Origin of the sequence: Nocardia sp. NPDC056100, assembly GCF_042266325.1 — a bacterium.
Lineage (GTDB): Bacteria > Actinomycetota > Actinomycetes > Mycobacteriales > Mycobacteriaceae > Nocardia.
The window spans coordinates 98270-121059 of sequence record NZ_JBHJVY010000004.1 but is presented as its reverse complement, the minus strand read 5'-3'; the positions used below and the strand labels follow the sequence as shown (position 1 = coordinate 121059).

23 protein-coding genes are annotated in these 22790 nt (G+C 67.4%); 11 read left to right on the top strand and 12 right to left on the bottom strand.

Annotated features, from left to right (window positions below):
- Positions 1–104: 104 nt before the first annotated feature.
- The 4 genes from ACFC0O_RS31170 to ACFC0O_RS31155 are packed head-to-tail and all read left to right on the top strand — an operon-like array spanning position 105 to position 4355.
- Positions 105–1154 carry a 3-oxoacyl-ACP synthase III family protein gene (locus ACFC0O_RS31170; RefSeq protein ID WP_375964212.1) on the top strand — a complete coding sequence of 350 codons (1050 nt, stop codon included), beginning with the start codon at positions 105–107 and terminating at the stop codon, positions 1152–1154.
- A 5-nt stretch (positions 1155–1159) separates the two neighbouring features.
- Positions 1160–2044: a hypothetical protein gene (locus tag ACFC0O_RS31165; RefSeq protein WP_375964209.1), complete on the top strand. Its 885-nt coding sequence runs from the start codon at positions 1160–1162 to the stop codon at positions 2042–2044.
- A gap of 20 nt (positions 2045–2064) precedes the next feature.
- Positions 2065–2817 carry a glycosyltransferase family 2 protein gene (locus ACFC0O_RS31160; RefSeq protein WP_375964206.1) on the top strand — a complete coding sequence of 251 codons (753 nt, stop codon included), beginning with the start codon at positions 2065–2067 and terminating at the stop codon, positions 2815–2817.
- The gene (locus ACFC0O_RS31155) at positions 2814–4355 is read left to right on the top strand and encodes a class I adenylate-forming enzyme family protein (protein ID WP_375964203.1); all 1542 of its coding nucleotides are present in this window, start codon (positions 2814–2816) and stop codon (positions 4353–4355) included. The genes ACFC0O_RS31160 and ACFC0O_RS31155 overlap by 4 nt, the downstream gene beginning before the upstream one ends.
- Positions 4356–4495: 140 nt before the next feature.
- Here ACFC0O_RS31155 and ACFC0O_RS31150 read toward each other — a convergent pair whose 3' ends face one another.
- The 3 genes from ACFC0O_RS31150 to ACFC0O_RS31140 form a co-directional block, all read right to left on the bottom strand.
- Positions 4496–5830, bottom strand: coding sequence for a hypothetical protein (locus tag ACFC0O_RS31150; RefSeq protein WP_375964200.1), 1335 nt, complete (start codon positions 5828–5830; stop codon positions 4496–4498).
- A gap of 150 nt (positions 5831–5980) precedes the next feature.
- A complete protein-coding gene (locus tag ACFC0O_RS31145; protein ID WP_375964197.1) occupies positions 5981–7219 on the bottom strand; it encodes an Ig-like domain-containing protein in 1239 nt (412 codons plus the stop codon).
- A 63-nt stretch (positions 7220–7282) separates the two neighbouring features.
- Positions 7283–8374, bottom strand: coding sequence for a UDP-N-acetylmuramate dehydrogenase (locus ACFC0O_RS31140; protein WP_375966347.1), 1092 nt, complete (start codon positions 8372–8374; stop codon positions 7283–7285).
- A gap of 44 nt (positions 8375–8418) precedes the next feature.
- On the opposite strand from ACFC0O_RS31140, the gene ACFC0O_RS31135 reads away from it, so the two are divergent.
- The 3 genes from ACFC0O_RS31135 to ACFC0O_RS31125 all read left to right on the top strand — a co-directional run bounded on the left by ACFC0O_RS31135 (position 8419) and on the right by ACFC0O_RS31125 (position 10303).
- Entirely contained in the window at positions 8419–8904 is a 486-nt protein-coding gene (locus ACFC0O_RS31135; RefSeq protein ID WP_375964196.1) for a DUF2505 domain-containing protein, read from the top strand.
- Between the two features lie 110 nt (positions 8905–9014).
- Complete coding sequence (locus ACFC0O_RS31130; RefSeq protein ID WP_375964193.1) at positions 9015–9530, top strand: DUF2505 domain-containing protein; 516 nt, start codon at positions 9015–9017, stop codon at positions 9528–9530.
- Between the two features lie 71 nt (positions 9531–9601).
- On the top strand, positions 9602–10303 hold the full coding sequence (locus ACFC0O_RS31125) for a class I SAM-dependent methyltransferase (RefSeq protein WP_375964190.1): 702 nt from the start codon (positions 9602–9604) through the stop codon (positions 10301–10303).
- Positions 10304–10306: 3 nt separating this feature from the next.
- Here ACFC0O_RS31125 and ACFC0O_RS31120 read toward each other — a convergent pair whose 3' ends face one another.
- Together ACFC0O_RS31120 and ACFC0O_RS31115 are read right to left on the bottom strand one after the other, a co-directional pair.
- Complete coding sequence (locus ACFC0O_RS31120) at positions 10307–11818, bottom strand: hypothetical protein (RefSeq protein ID WP_375964188.1); 1512 nt, start codon at positions 11816–11818, stop codon at positions 10307–10309.
- Between the two features lie 104 nt (positions 11819–11922).
- On the bottom strand, positions 11923–12525 hold the full coding sequence (locus tag ACFC0O_RS31115) for a type IV toxin-antitoxin system AbiEi family antitoxin domain-containing protein (protein ID WP_364649233.1): 603 nt from the start codon (positions 12523–12525) through the stop codon (positions 11923–11925).
- 112 nt (positions 12526–12637) lie between these two features.
- Here ACFC0O_RS31115 and ACFC0O_RS31110 point away from each other — a divergent pair, with 112 nt between their 5' ends.
- Complete coding sequence (locus ACFC0O_RS31110) at positions 12638–14017, top strand: LmeA family phospholipid-binding protein (RefSeq protein WP_375964185.1); 1380 nt, start codon at positions 12638–12640, stop codon at positions 14015–14017.
- A 54-nt stretch (positions 14018–14071) separates the two neighbouring features.
- On the opposite strand, the gene deoC is transcribed toward ACFC0O_RS31110, so the two are convergent.
- Complete coding sequence (deoC, locus tag ACFC0O_RS31105; RefSeq protein WP_375964182.1) at positions 14072–14731, bottom strand: deoxyribose-phosphate aldolase; 660 nt, start codon at positions 14729–14731, stop codon at positions 14072–14074.
- Positions 14732–14803: 72 nt separating this feature from the next.
- Between deoC and ACFC0O_RS31100 the strand changes: the two genes are divergently transcribed.
- Both ACFC0O_RS31100 and purU read left to right on the top strand, forming a co-directional pair.
- On the top strand, positions 14804–15358 hold the full coding sequence (locus tag ACFC0O_RS31100; protein ID WP_375964180.1) for a GNAT family N-acetyltransferase: 555 nt from the start codon (positions 14804–14806) through the stop codon (positions 15356–15358).
- A gap of 26 nt (positions 15359–15384) precedes the next feature.
- The gene (gene purU, locus ACFC0O_RS31095) at positions 15385–16275 is read left to right on the top strand and encodes a formyltetrahydrofolate deformylase (RefSeq protein WP_375964177.1); all 891 of its coding nucleotides are present in this window, start codon (positions 15385–15387) and stop codon (positions 16273–16275) included.
- Between the two features lie 81 nt (positions 16276–16356).
- On the opposite strand, the gene ACFC0O_RS31090 is transcribed toward purU, so the two are convergent.
- The 6 genes from ACFC0O_RS31090 to ACFC0O_RS31065 all read right to left on the bottom strand — a co-directional run bounded on the left by ACFC0O_RS31090 (position 16357) and on the right by ACFC0O_RS31065 (position 21788).
- Complete coding sequence (locus ACFC0O_RS31090; protein ID WP_375964175.1) at positions 16357–17355, bottom strand: alpha/beta fold hydrolase; 999 nt, start codon at positions 17353–17355, stop codon at positions 16357–16359.
- 243 nt (positions 17356–17598) lie between these two features.
- Positions 17599–18579, bottom strand: coding sequence for an alpha/beta hydrolase (locus ACFC0O_RS31085; protein ID WP_375964172.1), 981 nt, complete (start codon positions 18577–18579; stop codon positions 17599–17601).
- 140 nt (positions 18580–18719) lie between these two features.
- The gene (locus ACFC0O_RS31080; RefSeq protein ID WP_364649252.1) at positions 18720–19016 is read right to left on the bottom strand and encodes a DUF2516 family protein; all 297 of its coding nucleotides are present in this window, start codon (positions 19014–19016) and stop codon (positions 18720–18722) included.
- Positions 19017–19119: 103 nt separating this feature from the next.
- Positions 19120–19788 carry a heparin-binding hemagglutinin gene (locus ACFC0O_RS31075; RefSeq protein ID WP_375964170.1) on the bottom strand — a complete coding sequence of 223 codons (669 nt, stop codon included), beginning with the start codon at positions 19786–19788 and terminating at the stop codon, positions 19120–19122.
- Positions 19785–20339, bottom strand: a complete 555-nt coding sequence (locus tag ACFC0O_RS31070; RefSeq protein WP_364649258.1) for a helix-turn-helix transcriptional regulator — start codon at positions 20337–20339, stop codon at positions 19785–19787. Before ACFC0O_RS31070 ends, ACFC0O_RS31075 begins: the two co-directional genes overlap by 4 nt.
- 102 nt (positions 20340–20441) lie before the next feature.
- A complete protein-coding gene (locus tag ACFC0O_RS31065; RefSeq protein ID WP_364649262.1) occupies positions 20442–21788 on the bottom strand; it encodes a DUF445 family protein in 1347 nt (448 codons plus the stop codon).
- Positions 21789–21916: 128 nt separating this feature from the next.
- On the opposite strand from ACFC0O_RS31065, the gene ACFC0O_RS31060 reads away from it, so the two are divergent.
- Entirely contained in the window at positions 21917–22648 is a 732-nt protein-coding gene (locus ACFC0O_RS31060; RefSeq protein ID WP_375966344.1) for a TetR/AcrR family transcriptional regulator, read from the top strand.
- Positions 22649–22790: the final 142 nt, after the last annotated feature.

Here is a 22790-nt window from a genome sequence, read left to right as displayed (position 1 = left end):
TCCCAATGTAGTTCACTTCACACAAAGTGAATTGCGGAATTTTCATATTGGCAATACCGGCACTGCTACCGTCGCCGCAACCGTGGGCAGTTTGGAGTGATCACATGGTGCGAGCACGAATCGAGGCGGTGGGCTCCTACCTGCCCACCCTGGAAGTATCTACCGCCGAGCTGCTGACGCAACTCGACGTCGAATCCCCCATCGACTTGGAGAAGGTCAGCGGCGTCAAACATCGCCGCCGCTGCGGCGTGGACGCCGACGGACAGCGCGAGGACTCGTTCACCGTCGCGCTCGCCGCCGCACACGGCGCGCTGGCCAACTCCGGCTACGCGGCGAACGAACTGGATATCGTCATCTCCTGTTCGATCACGCGGATACGCGAGGACGACTTCTGGGTCGAGCCGTCCTTCGCGCTGCTGCTGCGCAATGAACTCGGCGCTACCGGAGCCATCCACTTCGACGTCTCCAACGCCTGCGCGGGCATGCTGACCGGGGTGCTGGTGCTGGAACGCATGATTCGCGCGGGCATCGTCAAGAACGGGCTGGTGGTGTCCGGCGAATACATCACCCCCATCTCCGATACCGCCGTGCGCGAGATGTCCGAGAAGTACGATCCGCAGTTCGCCTCGCTCACCGTCGGCGACGGTGCGGCCGCGGTCATCCTCGACAACGCGGGCACCGCCGACGAGGGCATCGATTACATCGAACTCAATACCAGCGCCGCCTTCGCGCAACTGTGCCTCGGCATGCCCAGCGACCGCAGTCCGGGCATCGCGCTGTACACCGACAATCGCGCCATGCACAACGAATCCCGCTACCTGCTGTGGACCACGCGGCAACGGGATTTCCTGGCCGAACGGAACAGCGATTTCGCCGCCGAAGGCTATGACCACGTCATTCACCACCAATTCAGCGGTCCCGCAGTCGAATTGATCAACAAAATCGCCGAGCGTGAATTCGACGCCGCCGTTCCGCCCGGTATCGCGGTCCTGGACCGGTACGGAAATACGGCCTCCACCTCGCATTTCGTGGTTTTGCACGACGCGCTGCGACAGCAGCGGCTAGCGTCCGGAGCGAAGGTGCTGATGGTGCCCGCGGCCTCCGGTGTAGTAGCGGGGTTTCTGTCGGTGACTCTCGGAGAACTGCGGGTGTGATGAGCATGAATATTGTTATTTCCGCCGTCGCCGTCGAAACCGGTTGCGGCAGTTCCATCGAACAGGCCGCGGCGGCCGCCAAACGCGCCATCGCCGAGGCGGGCAGCGCACCCGAACAGATCGACGCGCTGATCAATACCGGCGTCTACCGGGATTCGAACATGGTGGAACCGGCCATGTCCGCGCTCGTACAGCAGGCCGCCGGCATCGGGCTCGAATATCACAGCGGCGATGTGCCCTGCCTGTCCTTCGATCTGATGAACGGCGCCTGCGGTGTGCTCAACGCCATCCAGGTGAGCCAGGCGCTGTTGCAGGCGCCGAACGTGCATCGGGTGCTGGTGGTCAGCGGAGACGCGCATCCGTCGAAATCCACTGCGCCACAGGATGGTTTCCCGATCACCCCGGTCGGTGCGGCACTGCTGCTGGAGCAGGGCGAGGGCGCGGCCGGGTTCGGCGCGCTGCACATCAGCGCGACCGCGGCGACGCCCGAACCGGTCGGCTATGTGCGACTACCCGAGATGGGCAGCACCGGGCGCTCCACCATCATCGTGGACCGGACCGTCAATACCGTGGAAGACCTACTGCACCATGCGGTTTCGGCCGCCAGCGAAGCGCTCGAGGTCGCCGAGGCCGATCCGGCACGCACCCTGTTGATCTGCAGTCGTCCGACAGCCGATTTCCCGGCGCTGCTCGCCGCCCGGCTGGGCCTGCCCGCCGATGCCGTGCAGGCCGCCGACGTCGAGGGCGATGCGCACACCTCCGCCCTGCCCGCCGCCTATCTCGCGGCCCGGGACAGCGGCAGACTCGCCACCGCCGACGTGGCGCTGTTCGTGGCCGCCGGAGCGGGGCCCGCCGCCGCGGCCATCGCGTATCGCCTGCCTCCGGCATAATCGACGCCGGAGGGATGATCATGAGCGAACTCTGGGTGATCGTGCCCGCATACAACGAAGAGCACGGCATATCCGCCACGCTGGACGCGCTCGCCGCCCAGCGGGACCCGAAATTCACGCTGGTCGTGGTGGACAACAACTCCACCGACGGCACCGTCGGCGTGATCGAGGCGTTCGCGGCCGCGCATCCGGAAATGCGCGTCGAGATCATCACCGAAACCCAGAAGGGCACCGGGGCCGCCTCCGACACCGGAATGCGGTACGCCATCGCGGGTGGAGCCACCCGGCTGGCCCGCACCGACGCCGACTGCCTGCCCTATCCGGAGTGGATCGAGCGGATCAACGCCGGATTCGACTCCGGGCTGCGGCTGGTCAGCGGACAGCTCATCCCCCGCACCGATGAGGGCGTGCGCTGGCGGGACCGGACCATCATCCGGATCGTGCTGGAAGTGGCGTCCGCGTTCGGCAAACTGCGGCCCGGTAATCAGGACCCGCGCTATCTGGGACCGTACGTCATGACGCCCGGCTGCAATATGGCGATCACCAGCGAACTGTACGAAGCCGCGGGCGGGTTCCCGCGCACCGCCATCGAGGATCTGCACGAGGATCGGGCGCTGGTGAACGCGGTGCGCATGCTCACCACCGACTACGGGCTGCGGCGCGATGTGCGCGTGCACGCGTCCAACCGGCGGGTGCGCGCCTGGGGCGTGCGAAAGACCCTCGCCTGGTACGCCGATCACCGCTACAAACCGGAACTGGTGGATATTCGGTGACCGCACCGGCGAGCGACTTCCTGTATCTGCTGCGCGAACAGGTCCGGAACAAGCCGGACAGTCCGGCACTGGGCATGGTCGGGGAACGCCCGCTCAGCTTCGCCGAACTCGACGACCGGATCACCACGGTCTCGGAACGCCTGCGCGCCAATGGTTTCCGGGCGGGCGATCGAATGCTGTTCTCCATTCGGCCGTGCGTGGACGCGGTGGTGCTGATCTTCGGGACCATCGCGGCGGGTGGAACCATCGTGTTCGTGGATCCGGGGGTCGGTCCGGAGCTGTTCGCACGACGCGTCGGACTGGTTGAACCCGCTTGGGCGGCAACGGAATCGCTGCTCTATATGTTGAGCGGACCACTGAGCCGAGTCGGCCGCATGCGGGGGCTGTCCCTGCCCGCGTTCGGGCGACTTCCCGTGCGGCACATACACAGTGGCCCGCGACTGCCCGGAACCCCGGGCGGCTCGCTACCACTGCGGCATCTGCTCGATGACGCGCCCGTCGCGAGCGATTCGGCGGAATCGGCCGCGGATCCGACCGCCGAAGCGCTGATCGTCTTCACCTCCGGCACCACCGCGGCCCCCAAAGCCGTTGTGCACAGCCGCGGTTCACTCGGCGCGGGCCTGGCCGCCATGGCCGGGCGCAGCAGCCTCGGACCCGGCACGCACCTGCACACCGAACAATTGATGATGGGACTGCCCGCGTTGCTGGCGGGTGCGCAGTGGTCCATGCCGCGCTACCCGCGCTTCGGCACCCATATCGAACCGATCGGATTCGCCCGGAACCTCACCGGCGCGACACACGCCTTCTTCACCCCGGCGGATCTGGCCGTGGTGCTGACCGCCATCGAAACCGGGAAACTCACCGCGCCCCCGACCCTGCGCGAAATATCGCTCGGCGGCGCACCGGTCACCACGGCACTGCTGCGCCGCGCCCGCGCGGCGCTCCCCGGCTGCGAATTCCTCGCCATCTACGGTATGACCGAAATCCTGCCGGTGGCAATAACTTCCGGCACCGCCAAACTCGACTTCGACGGTGCGGGAGACCCCCTGGGCGCGCCGGTGCACGGCGTCACCGCCACCATCGCCGAAGACGGCGAACTCATCCTGTCCGGCCCCAACCTCTGCCACGGCTACCTCGGCGAACCACCCCTGACCGAGATCCGCACCGGCGACCTGGCCCGCCTGGACGGCGACACCCTGATCCTCATGGGCCGCAAGAAAGACATGATGCTGCGCGGCAAAACCAATATCTACCCCGGCCTCTACGAACCGGCCATCAATGCCATCCCCGGTGTGCGGCAAGCCATCATGATCGGCCTCCCCGACGAAATAGGCGACGAACGCATCATTCTCGCCATAGTCCCCGATCCCGATGCGGCGGATATCGTTTCGCGCCTGCGCAAAGAACTCCCCACCCTGATCGACATCTCCGCCCTCCCCGACGACATAATCCTCGTCGACGAAATCCCGGTCTCCGGCCGCACCAGCAAACCCGACCGCGCCGCCCTGCGCACCCGACTAGCCGCCCGAATCAACTGAAATACGCTGCCAAGGAACCCTTTCCGCGCACCATCCCCTCGTCATCCCGGCGCGTTTTTGGCCGGGATCCACACCGATCAGCGCACCACAAAATGTGTGGATCCCGGCCAAAAGCATGCCGGGATGACGGAGAGGTAGCGCTATACCGCAGGGCGCGAAATGATTTCGGCGATCACGCGGTCGGCGAAGCGTTCGGTCTGCGCGGCGTTCAGTACTCCGTCGACGTAGCAGAAGGCGATTCGCATTTCCTCGTGCGCGGTCACGATGGCCACGGTGAGCGCGCTGACACATGAGTTGGTGGCGGCCACCGTGATACCCGAAAGACGCAGGCCGCCAACCTCTTCCGGGAAATCCGCGCGGCCCAGGTTGGTCACCGAGACATTCCACGGTGCGCGGCGATCCACCATCTCGACAATCCGCGTGCCCGTGTGCACGGTGCGCGGTGTCCCGAAACGCATTCCGGCCACGGTCGCCAGATGCCGCCGCTGCCGCACACCGCGCGACAGCTGCCGGTTCACCGATCTCGCCGCCTTCCACGGCGAGATACCCGCCCCGTACCGCACGAATGCCGTCAGCACGGGCGCGTAGTTGCCCAGTTCGTCCGTCCCCGGTTGCGGCTCCAGCAGACCCCGGAAGTCCACCGGGGAGCCGATTCCCGCTATCCCGCCGGTGGATCCCGATGCCTCTCCGATCGCTCGTGCGACCGCCGACGCGAGTACCCCGTGCACCGTGACCCCGGCCCGGCGGCAGTCGTCAGCCAGTTCGGCCAGCGGTTCGGCGGGCACCTTCCGATAGACCACCCGGGTCAGCCGGTCCGGCAGTGCGACCGGAGCGCTTCCGCGCAGCCGTCGCGGCCGCAGGGCGAGAGCGGCCGCCTGGTCGAACATCGTCGTGTACACGTAGCGCCAGAATCCGCGTGCCGCAACGGGAATCAGGTCATCGGACGGTGCGATGGGTGGGCGGCTCGCGACCGGTTCGATCTCGTCTCGCACGGCGTATTCGATGATCTTGCGCAGCACGGTCATCAGGGAGCGACCGTCCACGATGATGTGCGAGATCGTCAGGACGAGGTCGTGATGTTCGCCGGAAGTGCCCGGGGCATAGGCGATATCGGTGAGACGCGCGAAGCCCGCGGACACCTCGATCGGCGTGATCATTTCGGTGTCGATATGGCGCTGCCAGGCGTCGTTCTCCGCGCAGCCGAACTGCCGCAGCGGAATTCGCGGCTCATCGAGAGGTTCGGCACGCGGGTGCCCGTCACCGGTGTCGACGACGCCCATGCGCAGTAGCGGGTATTCGGCGAGCACCGCCGCGGTCGCGCGTTCGATTTGCTCCGTGGTCAGCCGCCCGTGCACCCGGACCCTGCCGACGCAATTCGCCGGGGAGATGCGGTCGATGATCCAGAACCAGCGTTCCGAGGGGCTCAGTTCGCGGCCGGAATCGGTTGTCGTCGTTGCCGTTCTGCTCGCAACCACCGTAGAGCCTCTCGCCGCGCCTGTCCGGCGAGACTAGTGCGAGGTGGCGGGGTTCGCATCCCGTGCGGGCGAGCGGCCGTACAAGGCCCGGAAACGGGACAGCGCGGGCACTCGTATCGAGTGCCCGCGCCGTGCCGGTGAGCGTTGCGGTCAGCGACCGCCGGGAGCCTGCGGGGGGACGGGGGCGGCGGTCACCACGGGTGCCGGTTCGCCCTGGATGGCGGACATGGACTTCCAGGTGGCCCAGTCGATGGTCCAGTCGTAGAGGTCGCCGTCGGCGGCCGAGAGGTTGATGCGGGTGCCGGACACCTCCACCGGATCACCGTAGAGCGCGGTCGGGAAGTAGGACTGCGCGTCATTGGTGCTGAGGTTGATGCAGCCGTTGGTGACGTTGGTGTTGCCCTGCGCGGCAGACGATTCCGGGTTGGCGTGAATGAATTCGCCATTGTTGGAGATGCGCACGGCCCAGCGTTCGCGGGCATTTGTGTAGAACGGCGGATTCGACATGACGAAGTCCTCGTACTTCTCCGTCACCACGTGCACGCCGGAGCGCGTCACATTGCGGTCCTCATTGCCCTCGCCGTAGCTGACCGGGAAGTCGAATACGACCTGTCCGTCGCGGATCACCTGCATGCGGTGACTGGTGGCGACGGCCTTCACGATCTGCGAGCGGCCGATCTTGAAGTCCGAGGTGATGTCCGCGGCGCCGAACGAGCCCGCGCCCATATCGAGGCCGTAGAGCTTCGCGCCCACGTGCACGGCGGTGCCGGGCACCCAGTACTCGCGCGGCCGCCAGTGTGCGCGGGAGCCGCCGTTGTCATCCGGCAACCAGGCCCAGGAGCCTTCGGCGGCGGGCGTGGTGGTGACGGTGAGCGCCTTCTCGACCGCGGCCTTGTTGTCGATGTGCTTGTTGAATTGCAGGATGATCGGCGCGGCGATGCCGACCTCCTGACCGTCGGCGATATTGATCGTCGCGTTCACCTCGGTCTTGGGATTGACGGTGGTGAACTTCGCGTCGATCGGCACCGGCTTGTTGTCGGTACCGGTGGCGGTGCCGGACCAGGTGTAGGTGATGCCGTAGCCCAGGGCCTCGTTGACGGTGAACTTACTGTGGTCCGGGCTGAATTCGCCGGTGACCTGCTTACCGTTCGGGTTGGTCAGGGCCACCTGGTCGATGCGGCCGCCGCTGACGGAGACCGATACGGGTGTGGTCGGGTTGACATTCTGTGCGCCATCGCCGGGTTCGGGGGTCACCTTGGCGGCCGGAGCGGCAGGTTTATCGGGGGTTCCGCCCTTGTCGGACGTGCATCCGGCCACCAGCGCCACCGCGGCCAGTAGCGCGGCCAGTACAGCCGTCGCCCGCCGGACCGGGAATCCTCGTCTACTCACTTCCTCGACGTTACCCCCGCAAACCGAGTCCTCCAGCCGCCGAAACCGTGGTACCTGCCACCCCTACAGGGCGACTCCCACTGTGACAGGTTCGGGTTCGAGGTGGATTTCGAAGCGCTCAGCAACTCCCTGGCGAACTTCGCGGGCGAGTTCGGCGAGCTGCTCGGCAGTGGCAGCACCGCGATTGGTCAGAGCCAACGTGTGTTTGGTGGACAGTCGCGCGGGCGCGCCCGTACCCGGAAAACCCTTGGCGAAACCGGCGCGCTCGATCAACCAGCCCGCCGAGAACTTCACCCCGCCGTCCACCGGCCATGTGGGCACCGTCACATCGTCGCCGAGGTGCGCGGCGATGGCCGCCCGCACCGACTCGACCCGATTGTCCGGAACGATCGGATTGGTGAAGAACGAGCCCGCACTCCAGGTGTCGTGATCCGCCGCATCCAGCACCATGCCCTTGCTCGCGCGCAGCCGCAGCACCTCGGCGCGCACCAGCTCCGCCGGACGCGATTCCCCCTCCTGCGCGTCCAGGGCGCTCGCCAATTCGCGGTACCCCAGCGGTGCGCTGGAGCCATCCGCGCGCAGCGCGAATTCGACCGCCAGCACCACCGCGGCAGCGCTGTGCTTCAACACCGAAGTGCGATAACCGAATCCGAGCTCGCCCGGTTCCACCCAGCGGATCTCACCGCTCGCCCGATCCAGCAGCCGCACCCGGCGCAATAGCGCCGCCACCTCGACGCCGTACGCGCCGACATTCTGCACCGGCGTCGCCCCGGCGGAACCCGGTATGCCGGAAAGGCATTCGAGGCCGCCCCGCCCCGCCGCGACCGACTTCGCCACCACCGCATCCCAATTCGCGCCCGCCTCCGCGATCAGGAAGTCGTCACCGAGCTCCACCCCGGCATTGGCGATGCGCACCGCCACACCCGGGAAACCGGCATCGGAGATGAGCAGATTCGAGCCACCGGCGATGAGCAGCACCGGAATACCGGCCGCGTCCAGCGCCCGCACCGTCGCCACCAGCGACTCGGTGGACACGCACTCGGCCACGATGGCCGGGCCGCCGACCCGCAGCGTGGTCAGCTCGGCCAGCGGCACCGCGGCCCGCAGGCTCGCGCCGGTCCCGGCCAACCGGTCCCGGACGTCGTCGAAGGACACCACCCCAGTAGTACGCACAGGCACAGACGGTAGCCTGTCCGACCATGGCGACACCTCTGGCCTTCACTGCGCACTCGACCCATTCCACCGCCGCCGTGCGCGCTGCCTTCGCCAACGAGCAGTACTGGAAGGACCGCATCGAAGCGGTCGGCGGCCCGAACGCGCGCATCGAATCGATCAGCATCAACGGCGATGACGTGCGCGTGGAGATGATCCAGGCGATCCCGGCGTCCGAGCTGCCCCCGCAGGTGACCGCGGTCCGCCCCGGCGATCTGGTCATTCCGCGCACCGAAACCTGGAACGGCCAGGGCGGCACCGTGGAAGCGCACGTGGACGGCGTTCCGGCCACCGTGAACGGCAGCCTCATCATGCGCGAGGCGGGCACCGGATCCGATTTCACCGTCGATGCCACCATCGAGGTGAAGATCCCGCTCTTCGGCAAGAAGATCGAGGCCGCCATCCAGGGACACCTCACCGAACTGCTGGAGCGCGAAGCCGAATTCACCGACAGCTGGCTGAGCTCGCACTGAGCGATTCGCTCCGCGACCACCCCCGCTTCGCAATGCGATTGCCACGAGTTCGCAGTGAGATTGCCCGAGTTCGCACGGACATGTCCCGCACGGCAGTAGTCTGACCGATCGTGCCTCGTCGACTGGACTACTCCGCGCGCTATCCGCTGCACACCACCAAAGAGGTGTACGCGGCGCTGCAGAACCGCGACCTATGGGACGCGCGGATCGAGGAGATGCGCAAACACTCTCCCAACGATCTCGTACGCCTCGAATCCGGCGATAACGGCATCGAGGTGGAAACCCGGCATGTGCTGCCGCGCGAAAGCCTGCCCGATCTCGCGCAGGCCGTCATGCGCAAGGACATGACGATCACCCGCACCGAGCGCTACAGCGCCTTCGGACCCGAGGTGACCGGCGAATACACCACATTCCTGCCCGGTGGTCCCGGCACCCTGGAGGGCACCATGCGGCTCTTCCCGACCGAGACCGGGTGCACCCTGCGCACCTCCTCGTACGCCACCGTGCAACTACCGTTCCTCGGACGCAAGCTCGAACAGCTCATGCTGGTGAACCTGATCGACCTTTTCCGAGCCGAGGCCGAGGTGACACAGCGCTGGCTGGATCAACAGCATCGCGTCGCCTGATCAAACCGATCGGGGCGATCACCCGCGGCACCACCGGTATCAACCGGCTGCGCCGCGGGGACCGCTGGCTCATGCACGACCCCTTGGTCACTAGCCGTTTGCTGGATGCCCCGAATCCCTTGGTCGTCGACCTCGGCTACGGGGCCAGCCCGGTCACCACCCTCGAAATGGCGCGGCGACTGCGCACCATTCGGCCGGATCTGCGCGTGACCGGACTCGAAATCGATCCGGCCCGCGTGGTGCCCGCGCAGGAGAATGTCACCTTCGCCCGCGGCGGCTTCGAACTCGCGGGCCTGCGCCCGAACCTGGTGCGCGCCTTCAACGTACTGCGCCAATACCCGGAATCCGCTGTCCCCGAAGCCTGGTCGACCATCCTGTCCGGCCTGGCCCCCGACGGCCTGCTCCTCGACGGCACCTGCGATGAACTCGGCCGCCGTTGCGCCTGGGTCCTGCTCGACCGCACCGGACCGCTGTCATTGACCCTGGCCTGGGACCCCTTCACCGTCGACCAGCCCTCCGATATCGCCGAACGCCTCCCGAAAGCCCTGATCCACCGCAACATCCCCGGCGAACCCATCCACGCCCTGCTGACCGCCGCCGACCGCGCCTGGTCGCACGCCGCGCCCCTGGCCCCCTACGGCCCCCGCATCCGCTGGCGGCATGCCGCGAATCTCCTTCGCCAGGAGGGTTTTCCGCTCCGCCCCTACCGTCGCCGCCTCCGCGACAACCTCCTCACCATCCCCTGGTCGGCCGTCGCACCCCTGCCCGACTGATCTCTACGGGTTCCCGATGCCGAAGGCATTCGCCGCGCGATCCCGCAGTTCCTGCACGGTCCCGGATACCACCGCGGGCGCGACGAGCGAGCGCGGCGCGAACGGCTGCCGCCACAACCCGCCGTGCGCCGCACCCGCGGTGAACAGCGCCTCGGGATTCGAGGAAGGCTCGGGAACGGGGGCCATGAGATCGCCGACGAGCTTGGCGGCCAGCAGGATTCGCGCGGTAGCGGGATCGAAGACCTCCACGCCGAAATGGCCGACGGTGCGATGCGCGGCCGTGCGCAATGAGCTCCGGTGCACCGAGGTGGTCCACGCGGGCGGGGCGACCGTGTAGGAGACCGTATGGCCGCCCGCGTGCGCCGAGACCGCGCGCCAGCGCGGCAGGCGTTGCGCCAGGGCGTAATCCGGGCCGCCGAGGTACGGCAGATTGTCGAACAGACCCCAGCGCGCGCCGTCGGCGTCGACGATCGGGCGCAGATAGTTCAAGCGGTACAGGGAGTTCGGCGAGAGCCGATGCAGGATGTCCTGCGCGGCACCGCGAATACCGCGCCGCGCCAATTGTTCCCGCGCCGCGAGCACCACCGATTCGGGAACGGCGTAGCAGTCCGCCGATGAACCGTGCAGCGCCAGTGCGGCATCGGGCCGCTCATGCAGCAGATGCTCGGCCAGCACGTCCGAGGCGGCCGCCAGCCGCAGTCCGGCGGCCCCCGGCAGTCCCGCGTACAGACCCAGCGCGAGCCGCGCGTCGGTGTGCGCGATCAGCCATTTCGCCAGGGTCGGAAAGAATCTGGTGATATCCACGCCCGGCCCGTCCGCGGCGACCGGGAATCGCATGGTCCCCGCACCGGCACTCGCCATGGCGCGCAATCGATCCCAGCGCGCCCGGCCCGGCCGGTCCACCGCGAGCACCTCCGCGCCCCAGGCCAGCAGCGGCCGCAGCGGGCTCAACTCCGCCGCCGCGCCGATGATCGACAGCCGGAAACCCGGCAGCCGCAACCACTCCGGATGGTCGATCACCCGCCGCAGCACGGCAACGAATCCGGGTTCGAAGATCCCGCGCCGCTCCCAGTCATCGAGCTGCCGCCGCAATTCGTCCTCGAACAGCACCTTGCCCTGCCACGGCAGCTCCAGTCGCGGCACCGCCGCACCGGTCCCGGAAACCTCCTCGGTCTCCAGTCGCGACCCTTGCGCCACCGCCGTCACATCCACCGCGTCGAGCGCGGTCACGGTGCGCCCGGCCGCGAATCGCAGCATGGTGCGCACCGAATGCAGCCCCGCCGCGGCGATTCCGAGTGAGGTTTCCGGCGCGCTCACCGCCAGCGCGGTCATGGCCCGGAACACGCGCCGATGATCATGCCGCCAGTCCCGGCACGTCTCCACCGACTGCGCCAGATCCGCGTCGTACTCGCGCACCGCGTCGGCGACGACCGCCGCCGAGAACATCTCGGCGATCCGCTCGGGCGGTCCGGGTGGAAAAGCCAGATCCCACATGCCATTACGGACCGTCCCCATACCGGTCACCCTGCCACGAAACCGGCGCGCGCAAAACTCGAATCAAGCCGAACGAACAGCGAATTCTGTAAAGCCCGCCCAGGCCCTCCCACCAGCTCGAACTTTCAGACGCGGATCAGGGCGCGGTGCAGGCGGGCGGCGGTGGGGGGTGGGAGAGCGTCGCTGGCGGAACGGATTTCGGCGCGGGCGCAGCGGTGGATGGCGACGGCGTCGGCGACGACCTCGTCGAGGGCGGCCTGGCCGATGCCCGCTTCGGCCAGATCCAGCACCGTGCGCAGCGGGGTGGTGACCAGGAAGGTGCCCGCGGATTCCACATCCTTGCGGGCGAAGGTGCGGCGCAGCACCACCAGGCGCGGGGAGAGCGGAAAACGGCCGATGCGCGCGGACATGTGCACGAAACGCGGCCGCAGGCGGCCCAAACCATGCAGTTCGGCGGCGCTGTGGTGCGAGACGGCGGCCGCGCCGTCGAACCACGCCGACCACATGGCGTATTCGTCGAGTGGCCCGTCCGGCCAGCGGCCCAGGCGGAGCAGTCCGACGCCCGCGCGGAGCACCGATCCGTCGCGGAGGCCGTCGCGTATGCGCGCCTCGCAGCCCGTTTGCAGCACCTGTCGGGTGGTGAAGTATCCGGCGTGCCGACCGGCCAGCTCTTGCAGCGCCTGCCAGCCGTGTTCGGGGTCCGGCTCCGCTGCGGGGTTCCCAGCCATGCACTCAGGCTACGCCGACCTCCTGTGTGTTACGTCACAATCAGCTCGGACTCCACCGACACCTCATCGGAAGCACAGAGCTCACACAGAAAGCTCGGGAAGAATCGGCCGCATGAGTTCGAACCCCACCTCGGACGACGCGAAGCGCCCGGAACCCGATACCGAGACCTCGCGCGCGAATGGCACCTCACCCGCACACCCGGGCGCGGCGAACTACGAGATCCCCTCCGGCGCAGCCGATTCCGGCGCACCGGCAGCCCGTCTCGACAAGCCCGAAACCGCCGAACCGCAGACCGAGATCCTAGGCGGCGCGCCCTATCCGGCGGGCGCGGGCGGCACCAACGACACCACCAAGGTGATCGGCGGCAAGAACGCACCACAGGCTCCGGCGACCACGGAGGGCGATGCCCCCACCACGGCTTTCAGCAAGCAGAGCGGCGAGGCCGAACCCGCTGCCGGAGCGACCGAATGGTGGCATGAGGGCCAGGCCACCGAGCCCGCCACCGAGGTCATCGATCAACGCACCCAGGTCATCAACGGTCAGGGCGGTGACCCCGCGAGCGGAGCGGCCCAGGGCGGTTATCCCGATGCCGGTAGGAGCGGCCCGAATCCGACCGAGGTGCTTGGAACCACCGGTTCACACCACACCCAGGTACTGGATCCGGGCGAGGCGGCCGCGTACGCGGCCGGTGCCGCCACCGTCGGCGGCACCCCGCCACCGCCGGGCACACCGCCGCCCACCGCGAACAACACTGGCGGGGAAGGCGGTTCGCCGCGCAAGAGCCGGAAGAAGCGGACGCTCCTGATCGTCGGACTGGTGGCCGCGCTGATCGTGGTCGGCGGTCTGGCCGGTGGCGAGGCGTATGCCCGGCGCACCGTCGAGAACTGCATCAGTTCGCAGTTCGAGGCGCAGATGGGCTCCAAGATCGACGTCTCGTTCGGCGCGAAACCCATGCTGCTCACCATGTTCGACAACAAGGTCGGCAAGGTGACCGTCGACAGTGACGACACCAAGTTCGGCCCGGCGGTCGGCATGGTCGTGCACGCCACCTTCCACGACATCGAGGTGCAGGATCAGGGTCGCGCGGGCGGCACCATCGGCAGCTCCGAGGCCGAGGTGGACTGGAGCAATGACGGCATCGTGAAAACGCTGGGCGGCTTGGTATCCGGCGCGACCTCCGATCCGAGCGCGGGCACGCTGAGCTTCAATGTGCTCGGCGGCCTGGCACAACTCCAGGTCAAGCCGAAGATCGTCGGCGACAAGGTCGAGGTGGAGACCATGTCCGCCTCACTGCTCGGCTTCGGCCTGCCCACCGATTTGGTCTCGGGCATCGTGGAACTCATGACCGAGAGCCTGCAGACCTACCCGATGGGCTTGCAGCCCACCAAGGTCGAGGTCACCTCGACGGGAATCCACGTCAGCCTCAAGGGTGGCAAAACCACCTTGGAGGCAACCGATTCCACCGGCAAGACCACCAATGTGACCTGCTGACAAGCACTTACCGCAACGCCCGGACGGCCCGACGCCGTCCGGGCGTTCGCGTCTTCAGACCGGAAAGCCTTGCAGGACTTCGCGGGAGCGTGAGAGACCCAGGCGGGTGGCTCCGGCGGCGATCATCTCGGCCGCCGCCTCCGAGGTGCGGATGCCGCCGCTGGCCTTCACACCCAGTCGCCCCCCGACGGTGTCGGCCATCAGCCGCACCGCGTGCGCGCTCGCACCCCCGGCGGGGTGAAAACCCGTGGAGGTCTTCACGAAATCGGCTCCGGCCTTCTCCGCGGCCCGGCACACCTCGACGATCTGCGCATCGCTCAGCGCCGCCGATTCGATGATCACCTTCAGCACGGCCCGGTCACCCACGGCCTCGCGCACGGTGATGATGTCGCCGAGCACCGCGTTGTAATCGCCCGCGCGGGCCGCGCCGACGTCGATCACCATATCGACCTCGTTCGCACCCTGCTCCACGGCGAGTCGCGCTTCCGCGCCCTTCACCAGCGAATGATGTTTGCCGGAGGGAAATCCCGCGACGGTCGCGACAATCAGCCCGGGTGCGCGCACCGGCAGCATGGACGGCGATACGCAAATCGCCAACACGCCTAGTTCCCGGGCCTCATCGATCAGCGCGTCGACGTCCTGAGCAGTCGCTTCTGGTGCGAGCAGGGTGTGGTCGATCATCGCGGCCACGTCTCGACGGGAAATCTCAGCCATGAGCATGGAGTTTGGCATATGCGTGGCGAATTTCATTGCGGGCCGCCACCGCGGTCGGCCACACTCGTACTTGTGCTGATCCGTCGTGAACGAACCGGCGACAACGCCGCGATCGACGCGGTACACCGCAGCGCCTTCGCACGCGAGTTCGCGAACGCCAATGGCGACCGCCCGCCGGGTTCCCCCGCCCCCACCGCCGACCCGGTCGAAGTCGGCCTGGTCCGGCAGCTGCGCGATAGTTCCGGCTGGATGCCGACCCTGTCCATGGTGGCCGAATCGCACGACGACATCGTCGGCCACGTCTGCCTCACCCGGGCCGGGGTCGGCCCGTTCCCGGTGCTCGCCCTCGGCCCCATCGGCGTCCGTACGGACGCCCAGGCGCACGGCATCGGCTCCGCCCTCATGCACGCCGCCCTGGGCGCGGCGGACGCCCTGGACGAGCCCCTGGTGGGTCTGCTGGGCAGCCTCGACTACTACCCGCGCTTCGGCTTCGTGCCCGGCGTCCGGCTCGGCATCGCACCCGACCAGGCGGACTGGACCTCGCATTTCCAGATCCGCGCCCTCGCCGCCTACGACCCGGAGATCAAGGGCGAATTCCGCTACGCCGACCCCTTCTACGAGCTGTAGCAGCGCTTACTGCGACTATTACCGGTATGAGTTCCACCCCGGCAAACCCTGATGACCGTCGCTACGTGCTGACCCTGGGCTGCCCGGACCGTCCGGGCATCATCGCCCGCATCACCTCGTTCATCGCCGATTTCGGCGGTTCGATCGTGGAGGCCGGATACCACTCCGACCTGGATACCGGCTGGTTCTTCACCCGGCAGGCCATCAAGGCCGCCACCGTCCCGTTCGATCTGGACGAACTGCGCGAGCGCTTCACCACCGTCGCCGCCGAACTCGGACCGGACACCGAATGGGATGTGCTCGACACCGGTGTGCGCCGCCGCGCGGTCCTGCTGGTCAGCAAGGACGCGCACTGCCTGCACGATCTACTGGGCCGCGCGGCCAGCGGGGAACTGCCCGCCACCATCGAGGCCGTCATCGGCAATCATCCGGATCTGGCGGCGATCACCGAGGCGCACGGCATCACCTTCCATCACGTGCCGTTCCCGAAGGATCCGGCCGAACGCGGCCCGGCCTTCGAGGAGGTCCGCAAACTGGTCGACGCGCACGAACCGGACGCGGTGGTGCTGGCCCGGTTCATGCAGGTGCTGCCCGCCGAACTGTGCGAGCACTGGGCGGGTAAGGCGCTCAATATCCATCACAGCTTCCTGCCGTCCTTCGTCGGCGCGCGCCCGTATCACCAGGCGTTCGCGCGCGGCGTCAAGCTGATCGGCGCGACCTGCCACTACGTGACCGCCGAACTGGATGCCGGGCCGATCCTGGAACAGGACGTCACTCGCATCGATCACGCCGACACCGTGCACGATATGGTCCGCCAGGGCCGCGATATCGAACGCGTGGTGCTGGCGCGCGGCCTGCGCTGGCATCTGGAGGGCCGGGTGCTGGTGCACGGCCGCCGCACAGTCGTGTTCTCCTGAAACACTTTTCGCCCGGACATCACAATGCCCCCGCCACGCCGTTGTGGAGGGGGCATTGCTGCTATCCGGAAAAAGCCTTTGTCAGCCCGCGACCGCGACCAGCCCGCGGCGACCCATGCGAATGGTGCGCTGCAATTCGGCGTTGAATGCTTGCGGCGCTTCGATATTCACCAGGTGACCGGTGGGCAGAATGACGTAGCGGTCGAGGTAACCCGCATCGGCGAGGGTGTCGGCGATTTCACGAGAATGGATTTCGGGCAGCAGGCGGTCCGCCGAACCGGCGATGACCGTGGTCGGCACCGTGAGATTGGCTGCCGCACCGTGCAAGTCGAGATGCAGCAGGCCACGCGCCACGGCGGCGCGCACCGACGGACGGCAGGACCGCACGATGGACAGGCCGAAGTTGATCTCATCGGCGGTCGCGGCCGGAGTCATCAGGCGGTACTTGGCGATCGCGCCGACGGCGGAACCGCCGGGCAGCGGCAGCGGCGTTCCGAACATCAGCTTGGCCACCCAGCTCGGGGCGGGCACCAGATCGTTCAGGAACGGAATCACGGTGGCGCGGTTGGGAATCTGCCGCGCGGCGGTGGTGGCCAGCAGCACCGCCGAAGCGCGCTGGGCGACCTGCTCCGGGTAGTGCTCGGCCCACGCCTGGATGGTCATACCGCCCATGCTGTGCCCGACCAGGGTCGCGCGCTGGCCGGGGCGCAACACCGCGTCCAGGATCTGCGCGAAGTCGTCGGCGAGCTGTTCGGCGCCGAAAGCCCGTGTGCCGCTCTCGCTCTCGCCGTGGCCGCGCTGATCGAAGGCGATCACGCGGTAGTCCCCGGCGAAGGCGTTGATCTGCGGGTTCCAGTATTCGAGGGCGCAGGACCAGCCGTGCGCCAGCACGATGACCTCGGCGTCGGCCGGGCCATAGGCGTGTACGCGCAGGCGGGCGCCGTCGTGGGTGGTGACGGGGATGACCTCGGCCGGAACGGGCGTATTCAAGGTCTCGGTCGCGTAGGTGCGGGACCGTAGGGAGCTGCGGAAGGGCGCGGTCATCATGTCCGCACCGGCCTCAGGAAGCTTTACCAGCATGAGCACTCCTTTGTGTTCCAGGGCACAGTACCGCGCTAGCAGTGGTGCTTGCTAGAGCAAGCGGCGGGTTTTTTCGAACCCGCCGCATTGCGCCCCGTCTTTCCTGGGATACCCATCCGCCGCAACCACATTCGCCATTTCGGAGGCGGCGGACCGGAAATCTGCTGTTACCTAGAACACATCCTGGCGAGGTTTTGTGCCCGGATGAAGGGCCCCCAGGGGTGGGAAACCCACACCTGCCGCCTACGCGCCCACAACCGCCGCGGGAATTCCGAAGGCGGAGCGGGCAACCCGCGCGAGTTCGGCGTTGAACTCCTGGTACGCCTCGACATTGCCGAGATGACCGGTCGGCAGAATCAGGTAGCCGTCGAGACTGCCCGCCTCCCGGAGCATTTCGGCGATCCGATCCGAATGCACGACCGGGGTCATGTCATCGGCGGAGCCCGCGACGAGCGAGGTCGGCACGGTGAGATGCACCGCGCCGCGCCCCACATCCAAATGCGAGAGCAGCGTGCCGAACCGGCCGCGCACCCGCGCCGGGCAGGAACGCACGATGTCCTGCGCGAAGGTCGCCACATCGCCGACCGTGGCCAGGCTCATGATCTGCCGCCGGAACAGCCACTGCACCGGTGCGATCGGCGGGAACACGATCGGCAGGCTCAGGCCCAGCAGACCCATCTTGAAGGGCAGTTTCAGGAAGCCGCGATTGAACAGCGGCACCACGGTGGTCTCGGCGATGAGCTGTCCGGCGGCGGTATTGGTGAGCAGCACCGCCGCGGCGCGCTTGCGCACCTGCTCGGGATGCCGCCCGGCCCACGCCTGCGTGGTCATACCGCCGAGGCTGTGGCCGACGATGACGGCGCGCTGGCCGGGCTTCAGGGACGCCTCCAGCACGGCCTGCAGATCATCGGCGAGCTGATCGGTGCTGAGCGGCGCGGTGCCCGCTTCGCTCTCACCGTGCCCGCGCACGTCGTAGGCGATCACGCGGTATTCGCCCGCGAAGGCGTTGATCTGCGGATTCCAGTATTCGAGGCAGCAGGTCCAGCCGTGCACCAGCACCAGCACATCGCCGTCGGCGGGGCCGTAGGCGTGTACGCGCAGGCGCGCGCCGTCGGTGGTGGTGACCGGAATGGTCTCGTACGGACCGGCCGGCGGGTTCAGGTCCGCGTTGGCATAGGTCCGGGTACGCAGGTTCGCCCGGTGCGCTCGCAGCATTGCTCGCATGGGGACACACTCCTTTGTGTTACTGCTAGATACAGTAACTCCGCGAGAGCGTGCTTGCTAGTGCAAGCACCCGGAAAAATAAAAAATCGGCCGCCCTCCCCTGACCAGGGAAGACGGCCGACGAAAGTCTCCGTGTACAGCTACCAGCGCGGCCCGCGCTGCACCTCATCCACCTTCGGCCGCACATCGGCCAGGTACACACCCGTCGCGATCACCGCCGCGAGGCTGAGGAAATTGACCGGATTCCGGGTGAGCAGCAACCCGCCCAGCGAAGCCACCAGAATCGCCAGCCACACCGGCTTGGTCAGCTTGTCGACCGCCGGGAACGCGTCCGAACGCTGCCGCAGGGCATGCACCAGGGCGAACACCACCATGCCGAACTCGAGCAGCAGTAACGCCGACAGAATCAACCCGGGAATTCCCATCACCCCACCCATCATACGAGGGCTGTCGCGCCCATTCCCGCTACTCGCGGCCGACACGACGACCGCGGCCCCCGCGCAATGAATGCGCGAGGGCCGCAGGTTGTTTCAGCGCCTGTTACTTCTTGGCGGCGGGCGCGGCCTTCTTGGCCGGAGCCTTCTTGGCCGGAGCCTTCTTCGCGGGGGCGACCGGCTCGGCGACCGGGGCGGCGGGCTCGGACTCGGTGGTCACGCCGACGACCTCGGCCTCGACGGTCTCCTCGACCTCAGCGGCCGCTTCCTTCGCGCCACCCAGCAGCGGGGCGACCTGATCGGACACCTTGCCGATGACGTCCTGCGCCTGGTTCACCAGATCGGTGTACAGCGACTCGACCTGACCGAAGCGCTCCTCGAAGGCCGGGTTGCTGGTCTTGATCTTCTCGACGGTCTCCTCGCCGCGGGCGGCCAGGTCGGCGTAGAGGTCCAGCAGCTGGTGGTAGTACTGGTCGACCAGCTTGCGCAGCTCTTCGGGGGTGGCCTTCTCGCGCAGTCCGGCGAGGTCCTCCGGCAGCTCGGACGGCAGGGCGGCGATGCGCTGGCGCACCACGTCGACCTGGCCCTTGGCATCGGCCGGCAGGTTCGCGAAGCGCTCGCGGGCCTCTTCGACGCGGCCGTTCACATCGGCGGCGGCCGCACGGGTGCGGACCTTGTCGATGGTGTCGAGCACGGAGGCGTAGATGGCGTCGCCGGCGCCGACCGTCGCGTAGATCGGCTTGGTCACGGTGGCGGTACGGGTGGGTTCAGTCATGATGTTTCGTTCTCCTGGCGTGGCGGAACTTCGGTAGTACGGATCGGAACCTCGTTGTCCCTGAGGGCATTCGCGCCCTCGATTCCCCCGGGAGCGCCCCCCAATTGGTTCGTCGCGTCCCCTCTGTCCTCGTTCTGCGCATTTTCTCGGCGGAACGATTCATAGATGTCCAGGAGGACCTGCTTCTGCCGCTCGGAGATTTCCGTATCGGCGAGCAGTGCGTCCCGGACCGGGCCGTGCGGCCTCTGTTCGAGGTACCCGGCCCGCATGTACAAGACCTCCGAGGACACCCGCAGACCCTTCGCGATCTGCGCGAGCACCTCGGCGGACGGGTTGCGCAGTCCGCGCTCGATCTGGCTGAGATACGGATTGCTCACCCCCGCCAGCTGGGCCAGCTGACGCAGGGAGACCTGAGCGGCCTCACGCTGCGCGCGGATGAAGCCCCCGATGTCGTGCGCCGCGTTGGCTACGCGGCCCGCTCGTTCGTCGGCGGCGGACGTCTCCGCCTGTGTGCCGTCGATCGATTCGGGAACCTCGGGATCGTGTGTCATCACTGACCTTCCGGCGGTTGTGCGGTCAATTCTAAAGGGGGGTGCTAACTCTTGCAAGCGCTCTGCTAGCACCGTTGCGGCAAACCGCCGGCGGTACCGGGATCAGCCATTGAACAGCAAATTTGAAACGGCGTAGATCGCAAGGCCCGCCAGGGAACCGACGACCGTGCCATTGATGCGGATGAATTGCAGATCGCGACCCGCCGCCAATTCGATCTTGCGGCTGGCCTCGTCGGCATCCCACCGGGCAACGGTATCGCTGACCAGCGTGGCGAATTCATCACCGTAGTTGGAGACCAGGTATCGGACACCGCGCTCCAGCCACCCGTCCACCTTGTCACGCATGCCGTCATCCGACGACAAGCGCTGGCCCAGGTTCTGCACATTCTCCGAAACCTTGCGGCGCAGCGTGGAATTCGGGTCCTCGGCGGACTCCAGGATCATCCGCTTGGCCGCGCGCCAGGTCGCGTGCGCCAGGCCGGTGATCTCGGCGCGGCCCATGAGCTCGGCCTTGACCCGCTCGGCCTTCTTGATCATGACGTCGTCGTATTGCAGATCGTTCGCGAAATCCTCCAGGAAGCGATTCGCCGCCAGCCGGATCTCATGATCCGGTTGCGTGCGCACCTTCCAGGTGAACTCCACCAATTCGCGGTAAATCCGTTCGGCCAGCATCGAATTCACGAACTTCGGAGCCCATGAGGGCGCGTCCCGGTTCACGATGCGGTCCAGGGTCTCCTGCGAGTCCAGGGCCCACTGGTGTGCGCGCTCGGCCAGCAGGTCCAGCAGCGGCGCCTGTCTGTTGTCCGCGATGAGCTCCTTGAGCACCTTGCCCAGCGGCGGACCCCACAGCGGTTCGGCGACGCGTTTGACGATGGTCTGGTCGATGATCTGCTCGACGTCCTCATCGCGCAGCACGCCGATGAACGCGCGCAGCATGGTGGCGCTCTCCTCGGCGACGCGTTCGGCGTGCTCCGGATCGGCCATCCAGCGACCCAGCCGGAACGAGATCTGCGCGGAATTGAGTTTCGTCACAACCACATCGGGTGAGAGGAAATTGGTACGCACGAAATCGCCCAGGCCCGCGCCGAGCTGATCCTTCTTCTTCCGGATGATGGCGGTGTGCGGGATCGGCAGGCCGAGCGGATGGCGGAACAGCGCCGTCACGGCGAACCAGTCGGCGAGCGCGCCGACCATGCCCGCCTCGGACGCGGCCCGCACGTAGCCGACCCAGTCGCCGCCCGCGCCGCGTGATTCGGTCCAGCGGCAGAACAGGTAGATGACGGTGGCGGCGGCGAGGAACGCGGTGGCGATGGCCTTCATCCGCCACAGGTCCTTCGCTTTACCTTCGTCACCCAGCAGGTCGGCGAAGGCGCCACCCGGTGCGGGGGCGGGCTGCGACGCACGCCCGCTCGATTCGAGGACCTCGGCGGTGCCGGCAGGTTGCTCCATATGTTCCATTCTGCTGCTTCCCGGAAATTACTCCCGGCCACCGGGCCGGTCCCGAACGTCGGCGATCCGGCGCATGCGAGGCTTAAGCTGAATAGGCCCAGCCCACAACACGAACCACGGGAGTCACGCTGTCCACCCAAAGAGCCGTCGACGCCGGCGCCAGAGCCGACGGCGCCACCCCTCGACCGGGTCGAGAGGACGGACGCAAAAGGCGCTGGCAGCAACACAAGATCGACCGCCGGGAAGAGCTCGTCGACGGCACCCTCGCGGCCATTCGCGCCCGCGGCGGGGATGCCGGGATGGATGAGATCGCCGCGGAGATCGGCGTCTCCAAAACCGTGCTCTACCGGTATTTCTCCGATAAGCAGGATCTCACCCGGGCCACCATGGAACGGTTCATCGAGACCACGCTGATGCCGCGCATCTACGAGGCGATCAGCGATGATCTGGATGAGTATCAGCTGGTCCGCAATACGCTCGCCGCGTACGTGCACACCGTCGACGCCGATACCGACGTCTACCGCTTCATCATGGGCAACGGCGCTTCGACCGACACCTCGACCCTCGCCGATTTCGAGAAATTGTTCGCGCAGGTGGTGTCGGCGGTCATCATCGACAAGGCCTTCGACCGCAAGGTGCAGACCGAGGGCGCGATGCTCTGGGCCTACGTCCTGGTCGGCGGCGTCCAGCTGGCCACGGACTGGTGGATCACCAACCGCACGATGTCCAGCGAGGAGATGCTCGACTACCTGACCATGATGGCGTGGAGCGCCATCGAGGGCATGGTGCGCGCGGGCGGTGACCGGAATTACTTCAACTCCAAGCCGCACGTACTACCCGATCCGGAAAACAAGCCCTGACCCAACGCGACAACTGATCTCGTAAGGTCTGGGTAACTCCAGGGGTACGTCCAAAATAGGTTCCGTACCAGACCGCAGGCCGCAAAATCAACCCTCGACGGCTCTTAGCCGCGCGCTAGAGTTTCGGGGAGGCGGGTCTGGT